This is a genomic window from Mesorhizobium sp. M0058 (genome assembly GCF_040323095.1).
Classification (GTDB): Bacteria; Pseudomonadota; Alphaproteobacteria; order Rhizobiales; family Rhizobiaceae; genus Mesorhizobium.
Map to the genome: position 1 here is coordinate 300,053 of NZ_JAMYUQ010000005.1, position 26,360 is coordinate 326,412.

The 26,360-nt window shown below is 62.2% G+C and carries 32 protein-coding genes and 1 pseudogene; 20 read left to right on the forward strand and 13 right to left on the reverse strand.

The window, feature by feature from the left end:
- Positions 1-117 precede the first annotated feature (117 nt).
- The gene (locus NKJ75_RS10875; RefSeq protein WP_023833725.1) at positions 118-1,521 is read right to left on the reverse strand and encodes an aminopeptidase P family N-terminal domain-containing protein; all 1,404 of its coding nucleotides are present in this window, start codon (positions 1,519-1,521) and stop codon (positions 118-120) included.
- A 124-nt stretch (positions 1,522-1,645) separates the two neighbouring features.
- Between NKJ75_RS10875 and ilvA the strand changes: the two genes are divergently transcribed.
- Genes ilvA through NKJ75_RS10890 form a run of 3 tightly spaced genes read left to right on the forward strand, consistent with a single transcriptional unit; the run spans position 1,646 to position 3,809 of the window.
- Positions 1,646-2,902, forward strand: coding sequence for a threonine ammonia-lyase IlvA (gene ilvA / locus NKJ75_RS10880; protein ID WP_352499651.1), 1,257 nt, complete (start codon positions 1,646-1,648; stop codon positions 2,900-2,902).
- A complete protein-coding gene (locus NKJ75_RS10885; RefSeq protein WP_023828646.1) occupies positions 2,899-3,477 on the forward strand; it encodes a DUF1697 domain-containing protein in 579 nt (192 codons plus the stop codon). The genes ilvA and NKJ75_RS10885 overlap by 4 nt, the downstream gene beginning before the upstream one ends.
- Complete coding sequence (locus NKJ75_RS10890; RefSeq protein ID WP_031203975.1) at positions 3,474-3,809, forward strand: outer membrane protein; 336 nt, start codon at positions 3,474-3,476, stop codon at positions 3,807-3,809. The genes NKJ75_RS10885 and NKJ75_RS10890 overlap by 4 nt, the downstream gene beginning before the upstream one ends.
- Before the next feature lie 113 nt (positions 3,810-3,922).
- On the opposite strand, the pseudogene NKJ75_RS10895 reads toward NKJ75_RS10890, so the two are convergent.
- Together NKJ75_RS10895 and NKJ75_RS10900 are read right to left on the reverse strand one after the other, a co-directional pair.
- A pseudogene (locus NKJ75_RS10895) lies at positions 3,923-4,212 on the reverse strand (DUF2218 domain-containing protein).
- Positions 4,213-4,344: 132 nt separating this feature from the next.
- A complete protein-coding gene (locus tag NKJ75_RS10900; protein ID WP_023667513.1) occupies positions 4,345-4,785 on the reverse strand; it encodes a VOC family protein in 441 nt (146 codons plus the stop codon).
- A gap of 357 nt (positions 4,786-5,142) precedes the next feature.
- Between NKJ75_RS10900 and NKJ75_RS10905 the strand changes: the two genes are divergently transcribed.
- The 6 genes from NKJ75_RS10905 to NKJ75_RS10930 all read left to right on the forward strand — a co-directional run bounded on the left by NKJ75_RS10905 (position 5,143) and on the right by NKJ75_RS10930 (position 8,556).
- Entirely contained in the window at positions 5,143-5,739 is a 597-nt protein-coding gene (locus NKJ75_RS10905; RefSeq protein ID WP_031203973.1) for a cold-shock protein, read from the forward strand.
- 113 nt (positions 5,740-5,852) lie between these two features.
- A complete protein-coding gene (locus NKJ75_RS10910) occupies positions 5,853-6,425 on the forward strand; it encodes a DUF192 domain-containing protein (RefSeq protein ID WP_023833722.1) in 573 nt (190 codons plus the stop codon).
- A 10-nt stretch (positions 6,426-6,435) separates the two neighbouring features.
- The gene (locus NKJ75_RS10915; RefSeq protein ID WP_023681517.1) at positions 6,436-7,203 is read left to right on the forward strand and encodes an alpha/beta fold hydrolase; all 768 of its coding nucleotides are present in this window, start codon (positions 6,436-6,438) and stop codon (positions 7,201-7,203) included.
- A 56-nt stretch (positions 7,204-7,259) separates the two neighbouring features.
- Positions 7,260-7,631: a hypothetical protein gene (locus NKJ75_RS10920; RefSeq protein ID WP_023741428.1), complete on the forward strand. Its 372-nt coding sequence runs from the start codon at positions 7,260-7,262 to the stop codon at positions 7,629-7,631.
- 70 nt (positions 7,632-7,701) lie between these two features.
- Entirely contained in the window at positions 7,702-8,016 is a 315-nt protein-coding gene (locus tag NKJ75_RS10925) for a hypothetical protein (RefSeq protein WP_023667509.1), read from the forward strand.
- A 39-nt stretch (positions 8,017-8,055) separates the two neighbouring features.
- The gene (locus NKJ75_RS10930; RefSeq protein ID WP_023667508.1) at positions 8,056-8,556 is read left to right on the forward strand and encodes a GNAT family N-acetyltransferase; all 501 of its coding nucleotides are present in this window, start codon (positions 8,056-8,058) and stop codon (positions 8,554-8,556) included.
- Here the strand turns inward: NKJ75_RS10930 and NKJ75_RS10935 are convergent.
- The gene (locus NKJ75_RS10935; RefSeq protein WP_023667507.1) at positions 8,553-9,167 is read right to left on the reverse strand and encodes an HD domain-containing protein; all 615 of its coding nucleotides are present in this window, start codon (positions 9,165-9,167) and stop codon (positions 8,553-8,555) included. The two genes, NKJ75_RS10930 and NKJ75_RS10935, sit on opposite strands and share 4 nt — an antisense overlap.
- Positions 9,168-9,300: 133 nt before the next feature.
- Here NKJ75_RS10935 and cysE point away from each other — a divergent pair, with 133 nt between their 5' ends.
- Positions 9,301-10,149, forward strand: coding sequence for a serine O-acetyltransferase (gene cysE / locus NKJ75_RS10940; RefSeq protein ID WP_023667506.1), 849 nt, complete (start codon positions 9,301-9,303; stop codon positions 10,147-10,149).
- A 256-nt stretch (positions 10,150-10,405) separates the two neighbouring features.
- On the forward strand, positions 10,406-10,609 hold the full coding sequence (locus tag NKJ75_RS10945) for a DUF3126 family protein (RefSeq protein ID WP_006200852.1): 204 nt from the start codon (positions 10,406-10,408) through the stop codon (positions 10,607-10,609).
- Positions 10,610-10,864: 255 nt separating this feature from the next.
- Here the strand turns inward: NKJ75_RS10945 and NKJ75_RS10950 are convergent, their stop codons facing one another.
- Entirely contained in the window at positions 10,865-11,590 is a 726-nt protein-coding gene (locus NKJ75_RS10950; protein ID WP_023667505.1) for a hypothetical protein, read from the reverse strand.
- Between the two features lie 110 nt (positions 11,591-11,700).
- On the opposite strand from NKJ75_RS10950, the gene NKJ75_RS10955 reads away from it, so the two are divergent.
- Positions 11,701-12,069 (forward strand): DUF6949 family protein, encoded by a 369-nt coding sequence (locus NKJ75_RS10955; protein WP_352499652.1) that lies wholly within the window; start codon positions 11,701-11,703, stop codon positions 12,067-12,069.
- A gap of 85 nt (positions 12,070-12,154) precedes the next feature.
- A complete protein-coding gene (locus NKJ75_RS10960; protein ID WP_023715799.1) occupies positions 12,155-12,682 on the forward strand; it encodes a gamma carbonic anhydrase family protein in 528 nt (175 codons plus the stop codon).
- A gap of 243 nt (positions 12,683-12,925) precedes the next feature.
- On the opposite strand, the gene NKJ75_RS10965 is transcribed toward NKJ75_RS10960, so the two are convergent.
- From NKJ75_RS10965 to NKJ75_RS10975, 3 genes are all read right to left on the reverse strand, one after another.
- Entirely contained in the window at positions 12,926-13,534 is a 609-nt protein-coding gene (locus tag NKJ75_RS10965; protein ID WP_023695381.1) for a transglutaminase-like cysteine peptidase, read from the reverse strand.
- 289 nt (positions 13,535-13,823) lie between these two features.
- Positions 13,824-14,441: a PilZ domain-containing protein gene (locus tag NKJ75_RS10970; RefSeq protein ID WP_023667501.1), complete on the reverse strand. Its 618-nt coding sequence runs from the start codon at positions 14,439-14,441 to the stop codon at positions 13,824-13,826.
- A gap of 124 nt (positions 14,442-14,565) precedes the next feature.
- Positions 14,566-15,204: a PAS domain-containing protein gene (locus tag NKJ75_RS10975; RefSeq protein ID WP_023833720.1), complete on the reverse strand. Its 639-nt coding sequence runs from the start codon at positions 15,202-15,204 to the stop codon at positions 14,566-14,568.
- A gap of 400 nt (positions 15,205-15,604) precedes the next feature.
- Here NKJ75_RS10975 and NKJ75_RS10980 point away from each other — a divergent pair, with 400 nt between their 5' ends.
- The 4 genes from NKJ75_RS10980 (at position 15,605) to NKJ75_RS10995 (ending at position 19,137) form a co-directional block, all read left to right on the forward strand.
- On the forward strand, positions 15,605-16,372 hold the full coding sequence (locus NKJ75_RS10980; protein WP_023667499.1) for a rhomboid family intramembrane serine protease: 768 nt from the start codon (positions 15,605-15,607) through the stop codon (positions 16,370-16,372).
- Between the two features lie 138 nt (positions 16,373-16,510).
- Positions 16,511-16,942 carry a CBS domain-containing protein gene (locus tag NKJ75_RS10985; RefSeq protein ID WP_023667498.1) on the forward strand — a complete coding sequence of 144 codons (432 nt, stop codon included), beginning with the start codon at positions 16,511-16,513 and terminating at the stop codon, positions 16,940-16,942.
- 202 nt (positions 16,943-17,144) lie between these two features.
- Positions 17,145-18,644 carry an Asp-tRNA(Asn)/Glu-tRNA(Gln) amidotransferase subunit GatB gene (gene gatB / locus NKJ75_RS10990; protein WP_023688375.1) on the forward strand — a complete coding sequence of 500 codons (1,500 nt, stop codon included), beginning with the start codon at positions 17,145-17,147 and terminating at the stop codon, positions 18,642-18,644.
- A gap of 4 nt (positions 18,645-18,648) precedes the next feature.
- Positions 18,649-19,137, forward strand: coding sequence for a GNAT family N-acetyltransferase (locus NKJ75_RS10995; RefSeq protein ID WP_023710580.1), 489 nt, complete (start codon positions 18,649-18,651; stop codon positions 19,135-19,137).
- A 16-nt stretch (positions 19,138-19,153) separates the two neighbouring features.
- On the opposite strand, the gene NKJ75_RS11000 is transcribed toward NKJ75_RS10995, so the two are convergent.
- The 4 genes from NKJ75_RS11000 to panB form a co-directional block, all read right to left on the reverse strand.
- Positions 19,154-20,599 (reverse strand): ArnT family glycosyltransferase, encoded by a 1,446-nt coding sequence (locus NKJ75_RS11000; protein WP_155923526.1) that lies wholly within the window; start codon positions 20,597-20,599, stop codon positions 19,154-19,156.
- Between the two features lie 137 nt (positions 20,600-20,736).
- Entirely contained in the window at positions 20,737-21,897 is a 1,161-nt protein-coding gene (locus NKJ75_RS11005) for a helix-turn-helix transcriptional regulator (protein WP_023738939.1), read from the reverse strand.
- A gap of 224 nt (positions 21,898-22,121) precedes the next feature.
- Positions 22,122-22,994, reverse strand: coding sequence for a pantoate--beta-alanine ligase (panC, locus tag NKJ75_RS11010; protein ID WP_444849040.1), 873 nt, complete (start codon positions 22,992-22,994; stop codon positions 22,122-22,124).
- Positions 22,991-23,821, reverse strand: coding sequence for a 3-methyl-2-oxobutanoate hydroxymethyltransferase (panB, locus tag NKJ75_RS11015; RefSeq protein WP_023744843.1), 831 nt, complete (start codon positions 23,819-23,821; stop codon positions 22,991-22,993). Before panB ends, panC begins: the two co-directional genes overlap by 4 nt.
- A 329-nt stretch (positions 23,822-24,150) precedes the next feature.
- Between panB and NKJ75_RS11020 the strand changes: the two genes are divergently transcribed.
- The 3 genes from NKJ75_RS11020 to NKJ75_RS11030 all read left to right on the forward strand — a co-directional run bounded on the left by NKJ75_RS11020 (position 24,151) and on the right by NKJ75_RS11030 (position 25,675).
- Positions 24,151-24,549 (forward strand): NADH:ubiquinone oxidoreductase subunit NDUFA12, encoded by a 399-nt coding sequence (locus NKJ75_RS11020; protein ID WP_023710575.1) that lies wholly within the window; start codon positions 24,151-24,153, stop codon positions 24,547-24,549.
- Between the two features lie 115 nt (positions 24,550-24,664).
- The gene (locus tag NKJ75_RS11025) at positions 24,665-25,216 is read left to right on the forward strand and encodes a DUF2155 domain-containing protein (protein ID WP_023681499.1); all 552 of its coding nucleotides are present in this window, start codon (positions 24,665-24,667) and stop codon (positions 25,214-25,216) included.
- A 75-nt stretch (positions 25,217-25,291) separates the two neighbouring features.
- Complete coding sequence (locus tag NKJ75_RS11030) at positions 25,292-25,675, forward strand: hypothetical protein (RefSeq protein WP_023667489.1); 384 nt, start codon at positions 25,292-25,294, stop codon at positions 25,673-25,675.
- 42 nt (positions 25,676-25,717) lie between these two features.
- On the opposite strand, the gene aat is transcribed toward NKJ75_RS11030, so the two are convergent.
- Entirely contained in the window at positions 25,718-26,335 is a 618-nt protein-coding gene (gene aat, locus NKJ75_RS11035) for a leucyl/phenylalanyl-tRNA--protein transferase (protein ID WP_023681498.1), read from the reverse strand.
- Positions 26,336-26,360: the final 25 nt, after the last annotated feature.

Below are 26,360 nucleotides of genomic sequence, written 5' to 3' on the forward strand. Positions count from 1 at the left end.
ACATAGAATTCACTTTGAGGCCCAAAGGCCTGTCTACCCTCGGCCCGTCTACCCTCCGCGACACCTCCCGGACAGTGAGAGTGCGGCAGAAGTAAGTCGTGTCCAGCCGAAATGTGGTCAGCGTCGGGTCACAGCCATCGCACTGTTGCGCGAAAGCCAGAATGGCGGCAGGAACGCAGGGATGTTGGAGAAGGGCAATACCTCGGGCTTGAGCCTGATGCCGAGCACATCGCCCATGAAGGCGCGGCGCGCCTCGATGCGGCGCCATGCCTCGGGATAGCGGGCCGCGATCTCCTCGCGCAGGGACTCATCGGCAAGCGCGATACCGTCTTCGATGTTGGTGGTGAAATAGCTGGTTCCGGTCGCCGGAATGATGTCGACCTGCAGCGCCATGCCCGATTGCAGCTTGATGTCCGAGCCGGAAAACACCGGCGAATGCATCCATTCGTCCATATGGACGAGATGGCCGGGATTGAGCGAGACGCCGAAGAACGGGTCGCCTATGCGGTCATGCACGGCTTTCCAAAGCGCTCCGCCGGCAACGCCTATGCCGATGGTCTCGTACCAGTCGACGACGGCGGCGAAATAGGGCGCTACCAGCTGTTCGACATAGTCGCTTATCTCGCGCGGCAGTTCGGCCGCGCTCTCGACCAGGAAGCCGGCGCGGGCGTTGAGCGAGCCCTGGATGCCATAGGCCATGGTGACGGGATCGCCGCGCTTGATGATGTCGAGGCGCGGGCTAGGCAAGCCGTAGGGCGCACGCCTGCCGGCGGACAGCATCGGGTGGCAGCACAGGGGCAGGCCGTTGATCCCCATCAGCCGCGCGGCCTGCAATTCGCTCATGCCGGGCTCAATATTCCCAAGCACGTTGCGCAGGCCCTGCGAGGAAAAGGTCGCGGCGAATTCGAAGGACGCCAATTGGTCTGCCTCGTTGATGGCGCGTAGGCCGTCGGATGGGTTCATCAACAGGTTGGCGGCGTTGACCACCGCGCCTCTGTCGCCGGCCAGTGTGCGCAGCGTATCGGCGATGAAGGACGGCAGGTCGAGCGTCGTCTCGCCAAAGCCGCCATCGCCGGCGCCGAACGGCTTCCAGCCGATGGCGCCGATTTTCTGGCCGGCCTTCAGGCCGCAGGCGGCAAGCGTGTCGGATAGAGAGGCCGAGCGGTCGCGTGGCTGCGCCGGCAGCGAGAAGGTCTGGTAGAGGACGCGCTCGTAAGGCCCGTCGCAGATTTCGGCATAGCCCCAGCCCTCATTGCCGACGAGAAGCTTTGGCTGGCTGCCGGGGACGATGACCAGCAACGTCTCCTCGAAACGCGGATCGTAACCACTGAGATAGGCGACATTGGCCGCGTGCTCGCGGTCGCCATAGACGGCAAAGCCGTCGAGCCCGGCTTCGGCGCCGCGCGCCAGCAGAGCCTCGATGCGCGCTTCGTAGGTCTGGCGCTTAAGCAGCGGCATCACGGTCGGCTCGGCGAATTCAGGAAGGTCTACGGTCTTCAGGGCGACAGCCGAAACAGGCATGAAGATGGCTCCAATGGATTTCCTGCTGGCGCGTCAAAGCGGCCGCGCCGCATCGGTGGCTGCAAACGGCGAATTGTGCAATAGGCTTCGCCTTCGAACCATTCGATCCAGAGGTGACGGCGCCATGAACAGTTTCTCCTCCCGTGTCGCCACCGCCGCAGCCGCGATCCGCGAGATCTTTCCCGAAACGCCGCTGCAGGAAAACGACTATCTGTCGAAGAAGACGGGGGCTCGGGTGCTGTTGAAGCGCGAGGATCTTTCGCCGGTGCGCTCCTACAAGATCCGCGGCGCCTTCAACTTTTTCCGCAAGGCGCTTGCCGCCGGCAACGAGGCCGAGCTGTTCGTCTGCGCCTCGGCCGGCAACCATGCGCAGGGCTTTGCCTTCGTCTGCCGCCATTTCGGCAAGAAGGGCGTGGTCTTCATGCCGGTGACGACGCCGCAGCAAAAGATCGACAAGACGCGGCTGTTCGGCGGCGATTTCGTCGAGATCAGGCTGGTCGGCGACTTCTTCGACGACTGCTACCGCGCCGCCTTCGAATTCACCGAAAGTTCCGGCGCGCATATGGTGCCGCCCTTCGACCACAAGGACATTATCGAGGGGCAGGCGACGGTCGCCTATGAGATCGCCGGCCAGATGCCAGGCGCGCGCATGCCCGACATCATCATGCTGCCGGTCGGCGGCGGTGGCCTGGCCGCGGGGGTGACGCACTATTTCGCCGATCAGCAACGTGACGCGCGCTACGTCTTTTGCGAACCGGCCGGTGCGCCGAGCCTGCATCAGAGCCTCGCCAGCGGCAAGCGCGTCCGGCTCGCCAATGTCGACAATTTCGTCGACGGCGCGGCGGTGGCCGAGATCGGCCGCGAGCCGTTGCGCCACCTCAAGGAGTTCGCCGCTCAGGCGGTGCGGCTGATCCCTGAGAACCGGCTCTGCGCCACCATGATCGAGATGCTCAACATCGAAGGTGTGGTGCTGGAGCCGGCCGGTGCCTTGGCGATCGACGCGTTGAAGGATTTTTCGCGCAAGGAAATCCGCGGCAAGACCATCGTCGCGGTGGTGTCGGGCGGCAATTTCGATTTCGAGCGGCTGCCCGACGTGAAGGAGCGGGCGCTGCGCTTCGAGGGGCTGAAGAAATATTTTGTCATCCGCTTTCCGCAGCGGCCGGGCGCGCTGCGCGACTTCCTCGAACTGCTCGGTCCCGACGATGATATCGCCCGCTTCGAATATCTGAAGAAATCGGCACGCAATTTCGGCTCTGTGCTTATCGGCATCGAAACCAAAGACCGGCGTAACTTCGATCTGCTGAGGGCAAATTTCGAGGCCGAGGGCGTGCACTATCAGGACATCACCGACAACGAGACCCTGGCCGGGTTCATCATATGAGCGGTACAGCCTGCCACCCGAAGCTCGAAGAGCGAAGGGTGGTCTTCGTCGCACTGTTTTCCGGCATCAATGTCGGCGGCAACCGCATCGTCCAGATGGCGGAGTTGCGGGCGTTATTCGAGGCGCTAGGCTTCACCGATGTCGCCAGTTATGTGCAGAGCGGCAATGTCGTGTTCCGGACCAAGAAGGGCGACGCCGCCACGCTGGCGAAACAGATCGAAATGGCGTTCGAGAAAAAATGGGGCTTTCACTCGCGCATCATGGTGCGCGATCTCTCCTGGTTCGAACGGTTGGTGAAGGAGAATCCTTATCCGGAAGTCGCCGGCGATCCGACCAAGCTTCACGCCTACACGCTGGAGCGCCAGCCGACGGCGGACGAGATCGCCAGGCTTGCCGAAAAATGCACCGGCCCGGAAAGCTTCGAGGTCAGGGACGACGTGCTCTACCTCAAGGCGCCGGACGGGCTCGGCAAATCGGTGTTCGCCAATCTCATCCCGCGCGTGCTGAAAGTGCCCGGCACCGCGCGCAACTGGCGCTCGGTGCTGGCGCTGCTGCAGATAGCGCGTTCGCTTTGAACCGCTTCTGCGTTGCGGTCGCGATGGTAATTAAGCCTCGGCTAAACAACAAGGGCGGCGCGGCGGCGACTCACTACAAATTGAGTTATGGCGATACTTTCGATTTTGACGGGGTGCCCGACCCGGACAGCAGCGCATCGAGGAGCGGAGGCCGCTTCGGCTATACGATCGGTGGCGGTGTCGAATGGGCCTTCGCCGACAAATGGACCACGAAGCTGGAATACCAGTACTTCGACTCCGGCAAGGTCCGTTTGACAGATATCGAGGGCAACGACGCAAGGGTGAAGATCGACGCCCATACGATCAAGATCGGCCTAAATTACAAGTTCTGATCGATCGGCCGCTCCGAAAGTTCAGATGGCGTCGCTACCATGCGACGCCATAGCTTTATTTGGATCTGGGGGGCTGCTAGCTTCCGGTGTTCGCCGTCGCGCCTGATCTGAGGTCAGGTCGCCGGAGCCTGCTTCCACTCGAAAGTCAGCTCCTCGCGGAAGGCAAAGCGCTTGATGTGATCGGCAACGACGCTCTGCATGCGCTCCAGCGATCCGCTTTCATCCGTCGACACCGTGATATGCAGCGCTGCCGCATCGGCATCGAGAACCGTGCGGCCGAGCGACAGATCGATGGTGCCGTGGTTCGGATCGAACTCGACGGGAAATTTGTGCGCCCAGTGCACAACTGCTGCAAATAGCGGCTGGCATACGCGGTGGTGAGATCGGCACGGCTGGTCGGCATAAATGAATTCTCCTGGATGAGGCACTGGCTTTGCTTGGCTGGCGCGACAGGCAGGTAAATAGGTGCCGTTGGTTGAAATGGCAAAGGCGGCCGGCTTGTCGGCGCGGCCGCCTCGCTCAAGATGCGTGATCGCTACCAGGTGCCGGTGTTCGGCATCGATGCCCACGGCTCGGCCTTGGGCTTGGCCGGGCCCTTCTGCAGCAGTTCGAAGGAGATGCCGTCCGGCGACTTGACGAAGGCCATGTTGCCGTCGCGCGGCGGCCGGTTGATGATGACGCCATTGTCCATCAGATGCTGGCAGGTGGCGTAGATGTCGTCGACCTCATAGGCGAGATGGCCGAAATTGCGGCCGCCCTTGTACTCCTCCGGATCCCAATTGTAGGTCAGTTCGATCAGCGGCGCCTTCTCAGTGATGCCGCTTTCTACATCCTCGGAGGCGGCGAGGAAGATCAGCGTGAAGCGGCCCTGCTCGTTTTCGTAGCGGCGCACTTCCTTAAGGCCGAGCTTGTTGCAGTAGAAATCAAGCGAGACATCGACGTCGGCGACACGGACCATTGTGTGGAGGTAGCGCATGGGATTTCCTCGGGGATGTTTGGGTTGCGAGGCAACATAAGGTCCACCCCGCCGAAGGGCAACGAGCATCGGACTGGAAAAGTGGTCACCGGTTTTGGAAAAATCAGATTGCTCTGACAAAAGCGCCGGACACAAGTGGTTGCCGATTTCGGCAAAATCCCTTGCAAATTGCCGACCGGTTGACCGCCTTGATGGATCGTCATTGCTGCCGGCAGCGACGCCGGCAAACAACAAGTCAGCTATTCCTGTATTCAACCGTGAAAAAAGGCACGGCAGGTCTTGCACACCCCGGAAGCGGCGGTGTTAATCTAATGTCAAGAATCACTTGCGGTTTTCTTGAAAAAAGGGGGCGTTCTTATGGGGGATAAGGCCTCTTTCACGAGGCGGGATGAGAACCTTGACGGCGCCCTGAAGCGCGACAGTGGCGGCGATAGCGCCGACCTTGTCGAAATCGCCGGCGCCATCAAATGGTTCGACGTGGCCAAGGGCTACGGTTTCATACTACCCGATGACGGTTCTTCGGGCGACATCCTCCTCCATGTCACCTGCCTTCGAAAGGACGGTTTTCAGACGGCATTGGAGGGCGCGCGTGTCGTGTGCCTTGTCAAGCATGGCGACCGTGGTTTGCAGGCGTTCCGGGTGCTGTCCATGGACACCACCACCGCGGTCCATCCGGCTGAGATGCAGGAACAGCGCACCCATGTGGCGGTGACGCCGGAAAGCGGGCTCGAGCGGGCGCTGGTCAAGTGGTTCAACCGCACCAAGGGCTTCGGCTTTCTGACGCGCGGCGAGGGCACCGAGGATGTCTTCGTCCATATGGAGACGCTGCGCCGCTATGGCATCACCGAGCTCAGGCCCGGACAGGTCGTGCTGGTGCGTTTCGGACGCGGTGACAAGGGCCTCATGGCTGCCGAGATTCACCCCGATATGGGCACCTTGCCGGTCGCGCATTAGGACGCGAGCCTTCCTGAGGAAGTCAGGACGGCGTTTTTCTTGGTTTCACCACGATCTTATCCGAATACCTGAGACCACTTTTAGGGATCATGGTCTTTGGTCGAGGATTTCCAATGGCGTACAGGAACTGGCTGACAGCGGGCGCGCTCTGCGTCATCGTTGCGGTAGCCGCAGGCGCTTACTTCTATTCCGGGCAGCCGACCGCATCCCAGCAGACGATCGCCGGCGGTCAGGCGATGATCCTTCCCGTCGATCCGACACCCTTGGTCGTGGCGACGAAAGGCGGCGATAAATCCTTTTCGATCGAAGTCGCCGACACCGACTCGGAACGCGAGGCCGGCCTGATGTATCGCCAGGATATGGCCGACAATCATGGCATGCTGTTCGTCTTCGAGATGCAGAAGCAGGTCGGCTTCTGGATGCACAACACGCCGATGCCGCTCGACCTGATCTTTGTTGGACAGGACGGCAAGGTCCGGGCCGTCAAGCACGGCACTCCATTGTCCGATGCAGTCATCTCGCCGGGTGTGCCAGTGCGCTTCGTGCTGGAGCTCAAGGCCGGCACCGCCGCCAAAAACGGCATCGACTATGGCGATCTGCTGCGCCATCCGGCCGTCGGCACGGTGTCCGGCCCCGGCATGCCGCCATCGGACAAGGGCAACGCGCCCATGCCCGGCGCCGGCTGAGCCGCTCCCGATGCAATTCTTCTCCCATGACGGGTTCGACTTCGCCTTCCTCGACCGCCAGCCGGCGTCGGGGGCGGGCGATCCGGTGCTGATGATCCACGGCTTTGCCTCCAGCCACTATGTCAACTGGGTATCGCCCGGCTGGTTCAAGACGCTGAACGATGCCGGCTATCGCGCCATCGCCTTCGACAATCGCGGCCACGGCTCGTCGTCGAAAAGCTATGACGAGGCCGACTACACCCCGGCCAAGATGGGCTCGGACGCGGCGGCCCTGCTCGACCATCTTGGCATCGGCCGCGCGCATGTCATGGGCTATTCGATGGGCGCGCGCATCGCGGCGTTCCTGGCACTGTCGGATCCCGACAAGGTGGCGACGCTTGTCTTCGGCGGGCTCGGGATCGGCATGGTCGACGGCGTCGGCGACTGGGATCCGATCGCCGAGGCGCTGCTGGCCAACGATCCGGCCGCCACCAGCCATCCGCGCGGTCGCTCGTTTCGCGCCTTTGCCGATCAGACGCGCAGCGACCGCCGCGCGCTGGCCGCCTGCATCGCCACGTCGCGCGAACTGCTCAGCGAAGACGACATGACGCGCATCGCCCAACCAACGCTGATTGCGGTCGGGACGACAGACGATATCGGCGGCTCGCCCGACGAGCTCGCCGCGCTGATGCCGAACGCCAAGGTGTTTCACATAGACGGCCGCGACCATATGCTGGCTGTGGGCGACAAGACCTTCAAGCAGCGGGTTTTGGAGTTTTATGCCGAAAATCCGCTTTAACCGGTAAGCGATTTTCGGGCGATATGGATTGGGCGGCCGGCGAGGGGTGGCAAACAATGGCACAATGGGGAAGAAGCGCCGACGCTCTGCCGGGCGCCGTCGTGACAAGCAAGTTCGGCAAGCGTTCCGTCATCCTGGCGCTGCTCGCCTTCGGTGCCGGTGTGATGGCGCTGACCACAATGGTGGCGCTTCCGACCCACGCATCCGAGCGTGCCCAGAACATCGCCACGGGTTTCTTCATGGCGGTTTTCCTGCTGGCAGGGCCGTTGGCGCATATTGCCGGATTGATTTTCGGGCTGATGGCGCTGGTGCGTTCGAACGATAGCCGCGTGCTTGGGGTCGTCGGCATCCTGCTCAACGGCGGCTCCCTGGCGGTTGGCTTCCTGCTGCTTGTGGCAATGGCATCGACGATCGGCGCTTTCACCTGATCGGGGACGAGTAATGGCCGGATGGGGAAGAAGCACGATAGCAATGCCCGGCGTGGCGGGGCGGAGCAGCTTGGGCAAACGCTCGGTGATCCTGGCCCTGCTGGCGTTCGCAATGGATTTTGCGGCGGTGGTCACGCTGGCGTTGATGCCAGGCGAGGCGTCGCTGGCCGCTCAAAACGTCCTCGGCGGGGTTTTTCTGCTGGTGTTTCTCGTTGCGGCGCCGCTGGCGCACATCACCGGCGTGGTTTTTGGCTTGATGGCACTGGGACGTTCAAACGACAATCGTGTCCTCGGCATCGTCGGTATCATCCTCAACGGGCTGTCGTTGGTGATCGGCCTGTTCTTTGTTTGGGCGGCCACCAAGTCCGTTGGCGCCTTCAGGTGATCGATCTTCGTCTGGCTTGCAGCCGGAGGCGGTGCCGCTTTGGTTGACCTTCTCGTCACCTATATGGACATGCGCGAACCGAATTCGGCGCCGGCTTTCGACTGCCCGCTATCGGGCGCCACGGTGGCGCGTGAAACACTTGATGTGGCCGACTATATCAGCCTCTACCACGCGGTCGGCGAGCCCGTGCAATGGGACCAGCGGCTGCGCATGCCGGCGGAAGACCTCGAGCGCCTGCTGGCGCTGCCCTCGACACATATCCACGTGCTGCGCGTCGAGGGCGTGGCCGCTGGCCTGTGCGAATTCAACGGCGTCGGCCAGCCTGAGGTCGAACTGGTTCATTTCGGGCTGATCCCCGTCTTCCACCGCCGCAGGCTTGGGCCATTCCTGCTCGACCAGGCGCTTCGCGCCGTCTGGTTGCATGCGCCGCAAAGGGTCTGGCTTCACACCGACACCTTCGATCACCCTGGCGCGCAAGCGGTTTACCGGCGCGCCGGTTTCAAAGCCTATGCGCAGCGCATTGAGACCTTTCCGGATTAGGGTTTGAGCGTTTCGAGCGACCGCGCCATGTTTTGCCTGGCCTGGGGCTCGAACCTCTGGCGGAATTCCTGCGAGTGAAAAATATGCTGGCGCGCGAGGAAAGTCTTGAGAATCACGCCGCGGCCGGCGCGCCACATCGGCTCCTCGACCCAGCCATATTCGCGTCGGACCGCTTGTTCATAGGCGTCGAAAGCGCCGGGTGACGCACCCAGGATCGCCAGGTCCATGTCGAGGAAAAGCGCTGCGTCGCGGAGGGCGTTCTCATCGGCGAGGCCCCGTGGTTGAAGGCTGGGCAGTTCATGCGTGGCGGTGGCGACGATCATCGCCGCGATGCGGCCGAGGCGCTCCGGATCGGTGCGGGCGCCAAGTTTGTCCTGCGCAAGTGCCGCACTCCTGGCCTCGTTGTCCTTGGCGCGGCTGTCATAGATGGCGTCATGGAACCAGATTGCGGCTTCGACGGCGCCGGAATCATGCAGCGATGCTCGATATTCGTCCGCCAGCGCCAGCAACGCCTCGATATGGGCGAGGTTGTGATAGTGGCGATCCGGAGCTTGATAGAGCGCGGAGAGCGCGCGTTTCAGCGGAGCGTCGATCAAGGGTTCGTTTTCCATGGCGGCTTGAATTTCCGTGAACCAAATCCATTTCACCGAGCACTAAGGAAAATTGAGTTCAATCGTGCTATGATCTGGCTTATATGTGCCGCCGGAGAATAGGCAAGCGGCCAGGACGCAGGACAAGACGTCGATGAACAGCATCAGCATTTCCCGCCCCACAATGGTCCAGCCGGTCGATCCGATCTGGCGTTCGGTCCGCGACGAGGCGATGGAAGCGGTCAATCGCGACCCGCTTCTGGCGGCGTTCCTCTATTCGACAATCCTCAACCAGGAGAGCCTGGAGGAGGCGGTCATCCATCGGCTCGCCGAGCGGCTTGCACATCAAGACATCGGTTCCGACCTCATCCGCCAGACCTTCAAGTCGATGCTGGCCGACGACAAGGAATGGTCGTCGATCGTGCGTGTCGACATCCAGGCCTATTACGACCGCGATCCGGCCTGCGACCGCTTCATCATGCCAGTGCTCTATTTCAAGGGTTTCCACGCCATCCAGACGCACAGGCTGGCCCATTGGCTGTGGAATCAGGGCCGCAAGGATTTCGCCCTCTATCTGCAGAGCCGCTCGTCTTCGGTGTTCCAGACCGACATCAACCCGGCCGCCCGCATCGGCAAGGGCATCTTCATCGACCACGCCACCGGCCTCGTCGTCGGCGAGACGGCGGTGATCGAGGACGATGTGTCGATCCTGCACGGCGTGACGCTGGGCGGCACGGGCAAGGCCGGCGGCGACCGCCACCCCAAGATCCGTTACGGCGTACTGATCGGCGCCGGCGCCAAGATTCTCGGCAATATCGAGATCGGCCATTGCTCGAAGATCGCGGCAGGCTCGGTCGTGCTGTCGCCGGTGCCGCACAACAAGACGGTTGCCGGCGTACCGGCCCGCGTCGTCGGCGAGACCGGCTGCGACCAGCCTTCGCGCCAGATGGACCAGCTTTTGCCGTCGCAATCGATGGACCAGGTCGTCAGCTTCGACATCTGATTTGCAACACCCGGCGCGCCGGACTGAAGTCCGGTTGCCGGCGCCGTTGCCTCTGAAGCATGATGCCGAAAAGTGTGAGGCGGTTTTCGGACGACATCATGCTCTACCTCCTTGATTTAGAGGCGGATTTGGATTCGACCTGAAATCATCCGGCCCCAGGGTTCGCGTTCTATCCAGCCGGCTTGCCTTTACATCGCCATTGTCGACGTGCCAGAAGCGCGTTCCAACGAGCAAGCCCGACGATCGGAGAAGACTTTTGAAGCCGGACGAAATCAGAAAGCTGGACGCCTATTTCAAGCGCGTCTTCCAGAATCCCAAACTCGAGGTGAAGGCGCGGCCGCGCAAGGAAGATTCGGCCGAGGTCTATGTCGGCGACGAGTTCCTCGGCATCGTCTTCAAGGACGAGGACGACGGCGACTATAATTTCTCGATGGCGATCCTCGACATCGATCTGGCCTGAGCCCAGAGGGCTACGGACTTCGGCGATTGGCGGCAGCCACCTGCGCCATCGTCATCCCGGGGAGAAGCAGCCGCACAGCGGCGTCGCTGAGACCCTGGGATACATTCCGGGCCTCGGCTCAGGAATGTGGCGGTCCAGAACTGCCTCTGCTGCTTCCCAACAGTAATTCTGCACCGCTTCGCTGCCTTAAGGGCATGGAACGGATCCTCGGGTCCGCGCGGCTTCGCGCCCGTGTATGACAAAAGCAGAGGGCCGCTACCGTGCGGTCTTTAAGACGCGCGTGGCCTCGGCGACGATAGCGGCGTCAAGCGCCGGCCAGTTGCCCAGCAACTCCCGGGGAAAGCGGTAGGTCAGGCTGAGGCTGTCGCCGACCTGGATGTCGCGCTCGCAGGGCGCCAGCGATTCCTCAGCGCTCGGTCCGCTCAGGCAGCGGGCGACGAACGGGTCCTTGCCGGCCCGGCCGGCGACCGCGAGCACCTCGTTGAGATAGCCTGATTTTTCCGTAAAACCGTAAATCGTCGTGCCGCCGGGGCCGGGCGCGCCGGGCTGGCTGATGAGCGCGCTATAGATCGGCGCGAAACGGCCGCTCATGTCGCGCGACATCATCTGCGGTTCAAACGACAGGAAGATGATGTTTTTGGCGGCCCCCGTGTGGTTGAAATCGTCGCGGGCGGCTTCGCTGTAGCCGTCCATCTGGGGATAGCGCAGATAGAGGTCGAGGCGCGAAGCGATGCCGTCGCGCCGCGCCTGCAGGAAGCGGATGGCGTTGGCCGGCACGGCAATGACATTGTTGCCGATCACTACCCTGTGGACCGTGGTGTCGTCGGTGTAGCCGGCCATGGCGATCGAGCGGCCGAACCATTTTCCGCCAAGGCTGATCGCCAGCGACAGCAGCGCCAATGCGGCAAAAGCATAGAACACCCGCTTCATCAGCACGGAATCGACGACGTTGAACTCTTCTGCGGTCGCTGCCTGCTTCATCGCAATCCCCATAGTCGCCGCCCTCTATCCCTGGGCGGCACACATGCCGCGGCATGGCTCTTGCTGCGCTGGACGCGACTGTGCGATTTCATGGTAAACGGAAGGTAAAGATGAGCCTGCTACTGCCCGTTCTCTTCGCTTTCGCCGTCGGCCTCACCGCCTGCGGGCTTACTGGGTCCGTGATGGAACTGGCGGCGGGCCGCCGGCTTGCCTTTGCCGAGCCTTATGTGTCGCCGGCGTACATCCTGCGCTCGCTGGCCGCGACCGCTTGCGCCGGGCCGTTCATGCTCGCCAACGATGCGCTCGATGCGCGGCGCGAGGGCCGCATTTCGACGCTGATGCTGGTGTCCTGCGGCTGCACGGTGATCGCCTGGGCGCTGACGCTGGGCATCGTGCTGATCGCCATTGCCTCCTGGGGCATTGGCTCTCCTGGTGCGCTTCAGCTTTTGGTGGAATCGCTGGCGCGGTATTTGCCTTGAGGCAATTGCTGGGGGAAACCGCTACGCGGTTTTCCTAGGATTGTTCTAGGGTTTGTCCCGGCCTGCGACGAATCGGAGACTGCAAATGCCGACCTATGCAATCGACGGAAAAGCGCCCCGTTTCGAGGATCCCGACAGCAACTGGATCGCGCCGGACGCGACGTTGATCGGCGACATCAGCGTCGGTCGCAATGCCGGCTTCTGGTTTGGCGTGGTCATCCGCGGCGACAACGAGGCGATCGTCATCGGCGCCGACAGCAATGTCCAGGAACATACGGTGATGCACACCGATCCCGGTTTTCCCCTGACGATCGGGCCGGGCTGCACGATCGGCCACCGCGCCTTGCTGCATGGCTGCACGATCGGCGACAACAGCCTGATCGGCATGGGCGCCATAGTGCTCAACGGCGCCAGGATCGGCAAGAACTCGCTGGTCGGCGCCGGCGCACTGGTCACCGAGGGCAAGGAGTTCCCCAACAATTGCCTGATCGTCGGCTCGCCCGCGCGGGTGATCAGGACGCTGGACGATGCCGCGGTTGCCAGGCTGCGCGTCTCGGCCGCGCACTATGTCGCCAATGGCAAGCGCTTCAAGGCCGGGCTGAAGAAGGCCTGAACTCTATTAATGTTTGACGTTGATCTTTTCCGAACGGCAGGTCAGCGCAGCAAAAATCGTTTCTCGCTTTCGCTGACGCGGTCCTTCGGCTCGGGATCATGGTCTGAAATGGTGGAGCCGGCCCGGGGACGGGGCCGGCTCCTTAAAACCCGGTCGTTGGGGACGGGGAGGGTGGGGACTCGACCGGGCTTTCTCGTTAGGCACGTCGCATTATTCGATGTGCTTGACCTCTGTGATGGCGTTTTAGCGGACGCTGGCAACCGCGTCGGCGCGGCCGTCGTTGATCGTCACCCACACGCCGGAATTCTGGTCGGACTGGCGCTTCAGGTAGGTGTAGTCGGTGTCGGTCCAGGACAGCACCTTGGACTCCAGATTGTCGAGGATGAACTCGCCGAGGCTGGTGCGCACGGTCAGCACCGCATGGCCGTCGCCATTTTGTTGGCGCGCTACGGTCATCAAGAGATTGCCGGCGGGAACGCCAAGCGCCATCAATTCGCGGCGCTTCTCCAGCGCATAGTCCTCGCAGTCGCCGAAGCCGCTGTCGGGATAGGACCAGACCTCTTCCTTGCCCCACATTTCCATATCGGTGCGCGGCACGATCCGGGTGTTGACAGAATTGTTGACGTCGACGATCGCCGCCCACAGCTTGCGCGTCAGTTCGACGGGCGCCTGCTTCGGCGTGCGCTGAGCGCATTCCTGCGGCAGCTTCTGGCAGAATTCGTAGTGACCGACCGGCTGTGTCGTGCGGCCGCCAGTGTGCATGTAGGCCGGTCCTGCTGCTTGCGCCGTTCCCCAAGCGGAAAGCTGCATCGCCATTGCCAAGAGCAACAGCTTGCCCCACGTCTTTGCCATTCGTCAGTCTCCCCGTTTGAGGAGACAATGACAGCGTTGGATTTATTTGACGCAAAAACCCGAAGTAGACATTGAGTAAAACCTCAATAGAATACGCGTAAAATTTGATCTATTTGAGTATAAAATCGTTCAGGGTCTCGGCGTAAAACCGCGGTGTCGGGGCGCGGATTTCCGGGTGGAGCCGTGGATTTGCTGCGTGCCGCTACAAGCTGGAGAGGCAGGCGGAACGCCGGCAACAAAAAACCGGCCGCGCAGGGCCGGTTCGTTTTTGCTGCTTGTTGCCGATCGTTCAGGCGCGCGGGGCGTTGAACTCGGAATCGAGCGTTTCCGGGCGTTGGATGACGGCGAATTCGATGGCAACGCCATCCTCGAAATGACGCACCACCTGGCCACGCATGGTGCCCAGCATGACCTGGATGCCGAGCGCCGGCTTGACGTCGATCTCGACCGCCGCGCCCGACAGCGACAGGTCGATGATGCGGCACTGATACTGGCGCCCGTCGGTGAGCTGCAGGACGCTTGTCGGGTTGCGCGGCGCCACGCGTTCGTGGCGACGGTCTTCCGGCAGGTCGAGTTCATGCTTGTTGGCGAGCCAGGTCAACTGCGCGGCAAGCTTGTCCTTCTTGCGATCCGAGGCAATGACGGTCATGGCGAAGCCGTCCTGCGAGGTGCGCGTCACCACGCCCTCGATGCGGCCGATATGATCGATATAGGCAATGATTTTTTCGCCCGGCATGCCGACGCGCTCGGTGCGCAACGCGACATTGCCCGGTGACATATCGACGACCTGGCAAGGGTGTTCGGTGCGGTCCTCCAGCATGAAGCGCCCGTAGATCTTGACCCGGACGCGCTGAAAGTTACGCCTTTCGGCGCGGGACGGTGCGTATTCGACCGCCGCTGACCTCATGACTGCCTACACCCCGTTGGCATTCCCGCGTCGTGCGTGGAATCTCGGCCAAAACTACAGCCAAGCAGGTTAACAAAGGAGAAAAGTGGGTCGCCGATAGTTAAGATTAGCGCCGGCTTGGAGACTATTGCTCGCGCCCGCCGTCGAACACGACGAGGTGGCGGATACGGCGCGACCGACCGAGCGCCGAGATGGTCTCCGCCGCTTCGAGTTCGGTGGGAGCCAGCGAAGGAACGGATATTTCCGGACGGTTTTTCAGGAACATCGGTTCCTTGTCGGGAGCGATGACGCGGATGGCGTCGATCAGCGCGTCGGTGATCGGGTCGGCGCCCAGCCAGAACGGCTTTTCCACGGCGCTGATGACGCCGAGGCAGCGCGGGTTCTCGACGCCGCCGTCGAGCGGCAGCGCAAGCAGTTCGAAGTGGTTGGACCGGCCGCTGCGGCTGAACCCCTCATAAGTGATCAGCACCACGGATTTCTGCTCGAAAACGCCGTGAATGAGGCGCGACACCAGCCGCTGGTCCTTCTCGCGCCATAGCGAGGGGAACGAAAAACCCTTGAGTTCGCGGCCGTAGCCGGCGCAAAGCCTGGTGCCGGCAAGCCGGAACACCGCTTCGCCGCGCGTATCCCTTTCCAGGATGAAGGTGTCGGCCAAAAGCGCCTTGATATCGGCCGGTTCGACTTCCGAACGCTTTGGGGCAGGACGTCCATGACGCAGGCGATTCCAATAATGGAACAGCGCGATTGATCCGTTCTGGTTCATGCTATGAAACTCCGCGCATTCTGCCGTCTGATGGTCCCATCGGTGAACAGAAAGGGCGCCCTCCGATGACCTACATGCGTTCCGGAGCAGGATGCGTGCCAGCGTCGTTAAGACTTGTTCACGGGTCGGGGACGTTAAGGTTAACAAACGGTTTACGTTGCGCGCACAGGCTCGCCATGGCACACCAAAACCACTCCAGAAGCGGTCGTTTCGCGACGACCAACAGCACTTCGGTCAATAGTTTTAGGGGAGCAGGGGGCTCGACCAGCCGTTCAAGGGAAACCTTGGACGGCTTCTTTTTGATTCGCGGTTTGTGATTCGCGCTTTGTGATTCGTAGTTTGTGATTTGTCCGGGCATGGCCTAGATGCTCGCGACACGCAAATCCCTGGATCAGAGCATATGAGCGAACCGGCCGGCCCCCTGGAGACCGAACAGACCGCGGAGGCGCCGCCGCCGCGCCGCGAGCCGGTGTTCAACCTGCCACCGGTGGTGCTGGCGGTGATCGGCATCTGCGTCGCCGTCTTCCTGCTGCAGCAATATGTGCTGACCGAAGAGCAGCAGATAACATTGCTCACCGATGGCGCCTTCATTCCGGTCCTCTACACCGGCCAATACGGTTTCGACTGGTTCCTCTTCACCCGTCCTTTCACCTATGCCTTCATGCATGGCGGCGTTGCTCACATTGCCATCAACATGGTTGCGCTGGCCGCCTTCGGGTCGCCGCTGGCCAACCGTCTCGGCTGGTTCTGGTTCGCCTTGTTTTTCGCCGCCACCGGGCTGGCCGCGGTGGTGCTGTTCTGGGCGGTCCATCCATATGGCGAAGCACCGCTGGTCGGCGCTTCCGGGGCGATATCGGGCATGATGGGTGCGGCGGCTCGCTTCGGGTTCCGTACCGACCGCTCCTCCGGCAGGGCGGCCTTTGCCGGTCCCGTGCTGCCGATCGCAATGGTTTTGCGCATGCGCGGCGTCGTCAATTTTCTCGGCGCCTGGATGGTCATCAATCTCGCCACCGGCCTTTACGGTCTCGGGCTCGGAGAACCCGGCCAGATCGCCTGGGAAGCGCACATTGGCGGCCTCGTCGCAGGCTTCTTCGGATTGCGCTGGTTCGACCGGCGCTGGCGGGCGCCTGAATGGGAGATCCCCGACGACCAGCGCACCCCCGACTAGCGCACTCTATTGGCGCACCCCACTGGCACACCCCACTGGCACACTTGAAAAGCAACCGATCACGGCGCACGATGTTCACTCTTATGTGAAGCCGGTCAGGGCGGGAGCTGGCTAGCCAAGCAGGAGGAGGAGGACGCCATGACGGTTAAGGCAATTCTCGAGAGAAAAGGCCATGACGTGTTCACGCTCGGGCCGAATGTAAAGCTCAGCGAAGCCATTCGAATCCTGGCCGACCACAAGATCGGTGCACTGGTCATCACCAATGGCGATCGCAAGATCGTCGGCATCCTTTCCGAGCGTGACATCGTGCGGGTCGTTGCCAGGGAAGGCGCTGCCGCACTTGATATAACGGTACGCTCGGCGATGACGCCGAAAGTGAAGATCTGCAACGAGAACCACACGGTCAACGAGGTGATGGAGATCATGACCAAAGGCCGTTTCCGCCATCTGCCGGTGGAAAAGGATGGGCTGCTCGACGGGATCGTGTCGATCGGCGACGTGGTCAAGCGCCGCATCGAGGATGTCGAGCGCGAGGCCGACGAAATCAGGGCCTATATCGCAACGGCCTGACCTGACGAAGAAACCGCCGACCGAATACCGGCCGGCGGCGTTCATTCTATCGGTTGCCGAGCGGCCGAAAGGGGCTGAAAAGGCCAGCCCACTGCTCTGCGCTGCTTTGGGCGCTTGTCTCGCGAAGCGGTTTGCACTAGCGAAGACCGATACCCAAATTCGCGAAAATCGCAGTTTTCGCGAGCCAAAAGCGCAGGCCACCATGACCCTTATCGATACCCGCACGCCCGATGCCAAACGTTTTATTCCCGGCGCTACCGGCGATTGGGAGATCATCATCGGCCTCGAGGTCCATGCGCAGGTGACCTCGGAAGCAAAGCTGTTTTCCGGGGCGTCGACGACTTTCGGCGCGGCGCCCAACGCCAATGTCAGCCTGGTCGACGCGGCCATGCCCGGCATGCTGCCGGTCATCAATGAGGAATGCGTCAAGCAGGCGATCCGCACCGGCCTCGGATTGAAGGCGCAGATCAACCACAAGTCGGTTTTCGACCGGAAAAACTATTTCTATCCCGACCTTCCGCAGGGCTACCAGATATCGCAGTTCAAGCAGCCGATCGTTGGCGAAGGCACGATCGTCATTTCGGTCGGTCCCGACCGGCAGGGCGAGTTCGAGGACATCGAGATCGGCATCGAGCGCCTGCACCTGGAGCAGGACGCCGGCAAGTCGATGCACGATCAGCATCCCACCATGTCCTATGTCGATCTCAACCGCTCCGGCGTGGCGCTGATGGAGATTGTCTCCAAGCCCGACATGCGCTCCGCCGACGAGGCCAAGGCGTATGTCACCAAGCTGCGCACCATCGTGCGCTATCTCGGCACTTGCGACGGCAACATGGACGAAGGCTCGATGCGCGCCGACGTCAACGTCTCCGTTCGCAAGCCCGGCGGCGAATTCGGTACGCGCTGTGAGATCAAGAACGTCAACTCGATCCGCTTCATCGGCCAGGCCATCGAGTTCGAGGCGCGCCGCCAGATCGCCATCCTCGAGGATGGCGGCAAGATCGATCAGGAAACCAGGCTGTTCGACGCCGTCAAAGGCGAGACGCGCTCGATGCGCAGCAAGGAAGAGGCGCATGACTACCGCTACTTCCCCGATCCCGACCTTTTGCCGCTGGAATTCGATCAGGCCTATGTCGACGCGCTGGCCAAGGAGTTGCCGGAACTGCCCGACGACAAGAAGGCGCGCCTGATCTCTTCACTTGGCCTGTCGACCTACGACGCCTCGATCCTGGTGTCGGAAAAGCCGATCGCCGACTATTTCGAGCAGGTGGCCTCGGGCCGCGACGGCAAGCTTGCCGCCAACTGGGTCATCAATGACCTGCTCGGCCAGCTTAACAAGGCCGGCAAGGGCATTGAAAATGCTCCTGTAACACCGGAGCAGCTCGGTGCCGTGATCGACCTGATCAAGGAAGGCACCATCTCCGGCAAGATCGCCAAGGATCTGTTCGAGATCGTCTGGAACGAGGGCGGCGATCCGCGCCAGTTGGTCGAAAGCCGCGGCATGAAGCAGGTCACCGACACCGGCGCCATCGAGAAAGCGGTCGACGAGGTGATCGCCGCCAACCCCGACAAGGTCGAGCAGGCTCGCGCCAAGCCGACCATGGCCGGCTGGTTCGTCGGCCAGGTGATGAAAGCCACCGGCGGCAAGGCCAACCCGCAGGCGGTCAACGATCTGGTCAAGGCCAAGCTCGGTATCGAATAGAACAATGTTCGTCCGCACCGCCAGCGAACGTGACCTTGCCGCTGTCCGCGCGCTGCTGGTCGAAACCTGGCACGCAACCTACGACGCGATCTATGGCGCCCAGCGGGTGATCGAAATTACCGACGACTGGCATTCGATCGCCTCGCTCAAGGCGCGGCTGACAAGGCCGAACTCGGAATTCCTGGTCGCCGATGACGGCAAGCGTATCGGCGGCATGGCTTTTGCCGCCGCAACGACGGATGCGAAGATCGTGCTGCTGAACCAGCTCTATGTACTGCCGGCCTGCCAGCGGCAAGGCATCGGCCAGGCCTTGCTGGACGAGGTCGAAGCCAGCTTTCCCGAGGCGAACAGGTTGCGCGTCGAGGTGGAAGAGGCCAACGTGCCGGCCATCGCCTTCTACCGTTCGAAGGGATTTTTGCCGGTCGGCAGCACCGCCGATTGCGGCGGCGGTTCGGGGTTGCCGGCGCTGATCTTCGAGAAACCGCTGGGATAGGCGCCCGACGAAACGCTCAGTGCTGTCCTTTCAGCACGACCAGATAGCCGCGTTCCACCGGCTGCCGGAAGGCGATCTGTTCGGATGTGCCCGGATCTTTCGATTGCTTTTCGATGACGTAGCCGCCGGGGTGAGACTTGAGCCATTCCTCAGGCTTGTCGGCGTTCTCGAATGGCTTCTCTATTCGCCCAAGGAAACCGACCTCGCCCTGATAGTCGTAAGCGACGGCCCAGTCGGCGTCCTTTCGTTCGTCGATGAAGCTCGCCAGCTGCGTGAGATCGTAGCGTTTGAACACGGTCGCCGAGGCGGCGGCGTGGCCGATGGCGAAAAGGGCAAGCATGACAAAGGCCGTCGCCCTCAGCCTGGCGACTGAAATCTCGGCCATGAAATAGCCCAGCAGAATGGTCGCGAACGGTAGTGCCGGCACGACATAGTGCGGCTGCTTGCCGGATATGGCGCTGAAGACCAGCAGCACCGCAATGAACGAGAACGACAGCAGGCGCAGGGCACGCAGATCCGGGGATTTGGTGTCGATCAGGCTGCGTATCCGGGCAACCGGCCTCAGCCGCCACACCGGGGGGATAAAGGCCCAGGGCACGAACATGAGCGGCAACAGCATCAGGTAAAAGTAAAACGGCCGGCCATGCGAATTGTGCAGGCTTCCGGTAACCCGACCTGCCGACTGGTTCCAGACGAGATCGTAGACGAAACTGCCCTTGGTCAGGATGGTCGCGGGCGCCAGCCATATAGCGACCGGGACAAGGGCGGCGAGAATTGCCAGGCCGGCTCCGGCAAAGAACTGCAAAGGGGCAAGGCCGGCTCGCCGGTCACGCCAGAGGGGATAGAGCAGGACGGGCGCGCCGATGTGAATGAGCACGACCGGGCCTTTGGCCAGCACGCCGAGCCCGATGAAGAGACCCGCCAGCACCGCCTGCCAGCGGTTGCCGGTCCTGGCGAAGCCCAGCAACGCCAGCAGTGCGGCGACCACACAGGCCGTCAAAAGCATGTCGAACAGGATCAGGGTCGAATAGATGACAAAGACGGTGCTGCCGGCCACCAGCCAGGGGATGCGACTGGCGATTTCCGGGCGCTCGGGAAACAGGGTTTTGGCCAGAAGTGTCGTCAGCCAGATGACCAGCGACGAGGCAGCGAAGATGACGAGCATCGCCGCCGCGCGGCTCACACCGAAGATGTTCCAGACGAGATCGATGAGCCAGAACAACAGCGGCGGCTTCTGCAGATAGGGCGCAAAGTTCATCGTCGGTACGAAGACATGTCCACCGAGATACATCTCCCAGGCGACGCTGAGATAACGCGTCTCGTCGACCGGCAGTAGCGGACGGAAAGCGAGCGCGATGCAAAGCAGGGCCAGCAGGAAGAGGTAAGGCAGCAGCCGTTCAATTCGTGTCGGTATCAAGTTCGGGACCGCCCAGGAAATGGTTTTCCACGTCCGGTCGTGCACGATGCACCGTCTCCGGACCGGAGCAGAACCGCACCATGATTTTGGCCGAATTGCAACGATGCCGGCTTGGTATTGTGGATTACGCCTGCGTACCGGCAAATAGTTGAAAAATTTGATGATTGGCTCCGAGTATGGCTTCAGGCCGAGCGCAGCGGCGGCGTCAATTCGCGCATCAGGAGTTCCAGCTCTCGCTGGTCGCCGGTGGCGGTCTTGTCGAAGATGGTTGCCAGCTGTGATTTGACGGTGCCGTCCGAGACGCCGCTGGCAGCCGCGATTTCACGCCGTGTCAGCCCGGCGGCGACATGGCCGGCGACACGCTTTTCCGCTGCGGTCAGTCCGAACAGCGCAGCGATCGCTTCCAGCGCCGGCACTGATGCGGCGCCGGCGGCGGCAATGAAGATGGCCGCGGCGGCGCGCGGCGACATGCGGGCCGAAATGTCGCGTCGCGCCAGAGGCATGACATGCGCCACCGCCGGAGACATGGCCTTCACCAGCGGAATGTTGATGCCGGACGGTCCGAGCGCGAATTCGTCGCGCGTGCCGAGCTGGACGGCGCGGCCGATGGCGGTGTTGGCGTTGGCATAAGCGAAGGACAGCTGGCCGCGCACCGAGGACACTGAGGCGGTTTCGGTGAGCAGGGCTTCGGCTGCCGGATTGGCGAAAATGATCTGCATATCGTCGGCGACGATCAGCACTGGATGGTCGAGGCTCTCAAGGATCGAGCGAAAGATGTCGGCCTTGCGCCGCTCGGCCTCGAACAGGTCGCCGATGGTCACCGCACGCCGGACATGGGGGGCGAGCCTGGACATCAGGTCGATATCCCTGGCTGAAATCTGGGGCCTGTCCTTGTCGGTAACCACCATCAGCGTGCCGGTGCGCGCCGGCTGCTTCATCAGCGCTACCCAGAAGAAATCGTCGAGACGGTTGGGTTCCACCCACTCGCGCACGATGCGGCTTTCGAGCCAGTTCTGGCGGGCGTCAGGGCCTTGCAGGGCGTAGACGCTGTCGACGGTCAACGGTATGTCGACTTCCATCTTCGGCACCGCCTTGAAAAAGGGCACCTCGCAGGCGTAGTCGCGCTGCAGCGGCTCAAGCAGAACCGGATCGCCGCAGGAAGTCGAAAACCGGGCCGAGTTTCTCGCCGTATCGACGACCGCCAGCATGGCAAGCCGGCCGAGCGCCAATTTGCAGATTGATTCAAGCGTCGATGGCCAACGGCCGACATCGACAATCGAATCGTAGATTGCCTCGACGATCTGCGGCAGGGCGCGACCGACTATGTTGGCCTGGACAGACACGTAGAGCCTCGTAAGGATTGCAGCGTAGTGGCAGGTCACACACTGTCTCTGCCTGGGGTCGCACACAACATAGCCGGCTTGGTTACGTCTGTGAAACGTCTCACAGCGGCGTTCGGTGTATCGTGAGCGCTTACGGGCTGGCCAGAACGTACCTGATGAGCCGTTGTCTAAGAGCGCTCGGGCCGCTCTGCGATACAAATCAAAGTGAACGGAATTGGAATTTTTCAGGGAATAAATGAGTAAACTTCCACATTGTCGATCAACCTGGTTCTGCCAAGCCACGCCGCGGCAAGCAGGCGGCCATCGCCGTCACGCCGCCACGAGGTGAGCGTCAGGCTCTCGCGCGCGGCGACATAGTCGACGCTGTCGAAGCCTGCCTCGAGAAGCGCGGCAGTGGCTTTACCGGTCACGCCGTTTTCATCGGCACCGGCCGCGAGCGCTGCCGCCGTCTGGCGCAAGATGACATTGAGCTGTCGCGCGACGTCGAGCTCGGCGGCGTCGAGATAGGCGTTGCGCGACGACATTGCCAGGCCATGCGCATCGCGCACGGTTGGCGCGCCGACGATTTCCACCGGAAGGTCAAGATCGCGGCAGAGCTTTCGGACGACGCAAAGCTGCTGGTAGTCTTTTTCGCCGAAGATGGCGTAGTCGGGCAGGGCTTGCAGAAAGAGCTTGGCCACGACCGTGGCGACGCCCTCGAAGAAGGTCGGCCTGAAATCCGATTCCAGGCCAGAAGACGGGCCGCCGACCGAAATCTTCGTCGCAAAGCCTGCCGGATACATTTCGGAAACCGTAGGCGTGAAGGCAAGCTGTGCGCCGGCCTCGGTCAGCCGGTCGAGATCGCGGGCCAGCTGCCGCGGATACTTGTCGAGATCTTCAGTGGGGGCGAACTGGGCCGGGTTGACGAAGATGGAGACGACGCAGCGATCGGCCGTTGCGAGCGCAGCCCCGACCAGCGAGATATGGCCGTCATGCAAAGCGCCCATGGTCGGCACCATGGCGACGCTCAGGCCTTCGCGCCGCCATTCGCGGATCTGCGCGCGAAGGCCGGGCACGGTGTCGACGACGAGCGGCTGGCGGATGGGGGGCCGGTTCATGCCTTGTCCTTGTCGCTCGCGGCTGAAAAGACGTGGCCCGGCCCGGGGAAGGTGCGGCTGCGCACCTCCGCCGCATAACGCGCCGCGGCATCGGCGACAGCGCTGCGCAAATCGGCGTATTCCTTGACGAATTTCGGCACCCGGTCGACCGTCAGGCCGACCATGTCGTCGATGACCAGGATCTGGCCGTCGCAATCGCGGCTGGCGCCGATGCCGATGGTAGGAATGGTAATGTGCCGGGTGAGGTCGGCGGCAACGGTCTCGACCGTGCCTTCGATGACCAGCGAAAACGCGCCGGCCTTTGCGACCGCGTCGGCGTCGCGCATGAGCGCGGCCACATTCTCCGGCGTGCGGCCCTTGATCTTGTAGCCACCGTCCTTTTCCACCGATTGCGGCTGCAAGCCGATATGGCCCATCACTGGAATGCCGGCCGTGACGATTGCGGCGATCTGGAGGGCGACTTCGACGCCGCCTTCCAGCTTCACCGCCTCGCAGCCGGTTTCCTCAGAGATGCGGCGCGCCGAGGCAAGGGCTTGCGCGGCCGAAGTCTCGTAGCTGCCGGCCGGCATGTCGACCACCACGCAGGCCTTTGACGAACCGCGCATCACGGCCTGGCCATGGGCGATCATCATCTCCAGCGAGGCGCCGAGCGTGGTCTTGTGGCCATACAGCACCATGGCAACGCTGTCGCCGACCAGGAGAAGGTCGACATGATCGTCGAGCAGGCGGGCGACGGGATAGGTGTAAGCGGTAAGGCATACGACCGGCACGCCGCCCTTGCGGGCGCGTATTGTCTCCGCACTGATCCTGGCGACAGCTAAGGCCATTCCTCACCTCCCGCAGCCGGCGTTGACTACAGCGCCGCGCGTCCCGTGGACGCGCAAAGGACGCTGTAGCACTTTGGTTTGCGCATGATCCTTTCCGAAAATCGATTTCGATTTTCGGGGTCATGCGGCAGCGCCGGGCGGGCGATGAGAGCTTTAGGAAGACGCAGCCGGCTTGGCAAGCGTCGGTTCGCAGGTGCGAAATGGATCGGCCAATGACCGAGCGTTTCGGCATGCCGTCAGTGCCGCAGGCGCCGCAAAACCCTTGCCTTCGCCAAGGCCTGACGCCATAAGCAGGGAACAGCCACCGCCGCGCGCCCGCGAGGATCTGAATGAAAACTTTCCTTCTGCAGTTTTTCACCTGGTGGAACCGCCAGACGCTGGGAACCCGTTTTCACACCTGGCGCCACGGCAACAAGGTCGGCCAGGATGGGGCCGGCAATGTCTACTACGAAGGCGGCGTCGATTCGGAAGGCCGCACCCGCCGCTGGATCATCTACGCCAATTATTCGGAGGCGTCGGCGATCCCTCCGGGCTGGCACGGCTGGATGCATCACCGCGTCGATGTGGCGCCGCCAAGCGACGACTATCGGCCGCGCGAATGGGAAAAGGCGCATGAGCCGAACCTCACGGGAACACCGGCGGCTTATCGCCCGAAGGGTTCCGTGCTCACCAATCAGCACCGTCCGCAGGTGACGGGCGACTACGATGCGTGGACGCCTGGTTCTTGACCGCCGGCCGGTCCTTTGTCGCCACAATTGGCGTTTAGCTGCTTGCTGATATGACAACGGCGAATAGCCTTGGGCGTGACAGAATCACCCGGGCCCAAACCACCGGTATCTCCGCATGAACATTTTCAGCCTGACATCGATGGCCGGACTGGCGGCAATTGGCGCTGTCGCCATGTTCCCGACAGCGTTTGCCGCGGCGCAGGCGCCTGCGGCAGCACCCGCAATCTCCGATCGCATCACCAATCCGGTCGCCGAATTTGCCGGCATCGACAAGATCACCGGCCGTATCATCACCTTCGATGTCTACATCGACGAAACCGTGCAGTTCGGCGCTTTGCAGGTGACGCCGCGCATCTGCTATTCGCGGCCGGAGAATGAAGAGCCGAAGACCGATTCCTTCGTCGAAGTCGACGAAATCACGCTCGACCGCAAGATCCGCCGCATCTTCACCGGCTGGATGTTCGCCGAGAGCCCCGGCCTAAACGCCGTCGAGCACGCCGTCTATGACGTCTGGCTAAAGGGCTGCAAGCAGAAGTCGGATGTGCCGCCGCCCGACGCGGCCAATGCCGAGACGCCCAAGGTCGACACGTCCAAGCCAAAGCCCGCCGCTGCTCCGGCCGCCGAACAGCCGGACCCTACGGAACCTGACGCGACCAACACCAACTGATCCTCCGGAACCGTGGTGGCAACTATGCGTTGGGCCATGGACGATGACGCATTTATGCGCTTGGAGGATATTCTGATGTCGGACAGCAAACGGATCACGGCCAGCAAAGACGACCTGCTCGAACTCGAAAAGGGGTTCTGGACGGGCGACGAAGCTTACTACGCCGCCAATGTCGACACAGAATGCCTGGTAGCATTTCCTGAGATGGCACAGGCAATGGACAATGCCGATCTGGCCAAGACCGCGACCAAGCCGAACCGCTGGCGCGACCTTCAGATCGACCTCAAGGGTATCATCGAGCCCGGCAGCGACATTATCATGCTGACCTATGAGGCTCATGCGACACGAGAAAACGGCGAGCCCTACGCCGCGTTGGTTAGCACCGGCTATGTTCATCGTGTCAACGGCTGGAAGATGATGTTCCATTCGCAGACGCCGATGGAAACCGCGAAGGGCTGACCCCTTTCACCGGTCGAGCCGGCTCGGCCGCTCGGTCTCCGGTCAGGGATAAAAAACGGCTTCGCCCTTCAGCGCGTCGGCCAACATCTTCTCGTATTTGACGCGCGGCACGTCGACCGCGCCGAAGCGTTTGAGATGCTCAGTGGTGAATTGCGTGTCGAGCAGGGCAAAGCCGCGCGCCTTCAGCCGCTCGACCAGATGATACAGGCAGGTCTTGGACGCGTCGGTTTCCCGGGCGAACATGCTTTCGCCGAAGAACACGCGACCGAGCGAGACGCCATAGAGGCCGCCGACCAGCCGTTCCTCGCGCCATGCCTCGACCGAATGGCAGTGCCCCAGACGGTGCAGTTCGATATAGGCTTCGCGGATCGGCGCGTTGATCCAGGTCGAGCGGCGCTCCTCGCGCTTTTCGGCGCAGCCGTCGATCGTCGCCTCGAAATCGAAATCGAAGCGGATGTCGAACGGGTGCTTGCGAATTGTCTTCCGCAAGCTCTTCGGCGTGTGGAAGCCATCGAGCGGTATGATGCCGCGCGTCTCCGGCCGCACCCAGAACACTTCCGGGTCGGAAGCGCTCTCGGCCATCGGGAAGACGCCCGAGGCATAGGCCTTGAGCAACAGGTCGGTCGGAATGCGATAGCCGGGAGCGTAAGGACGGGTCATCGCGGCATCATAGCGGCAAGTCGGG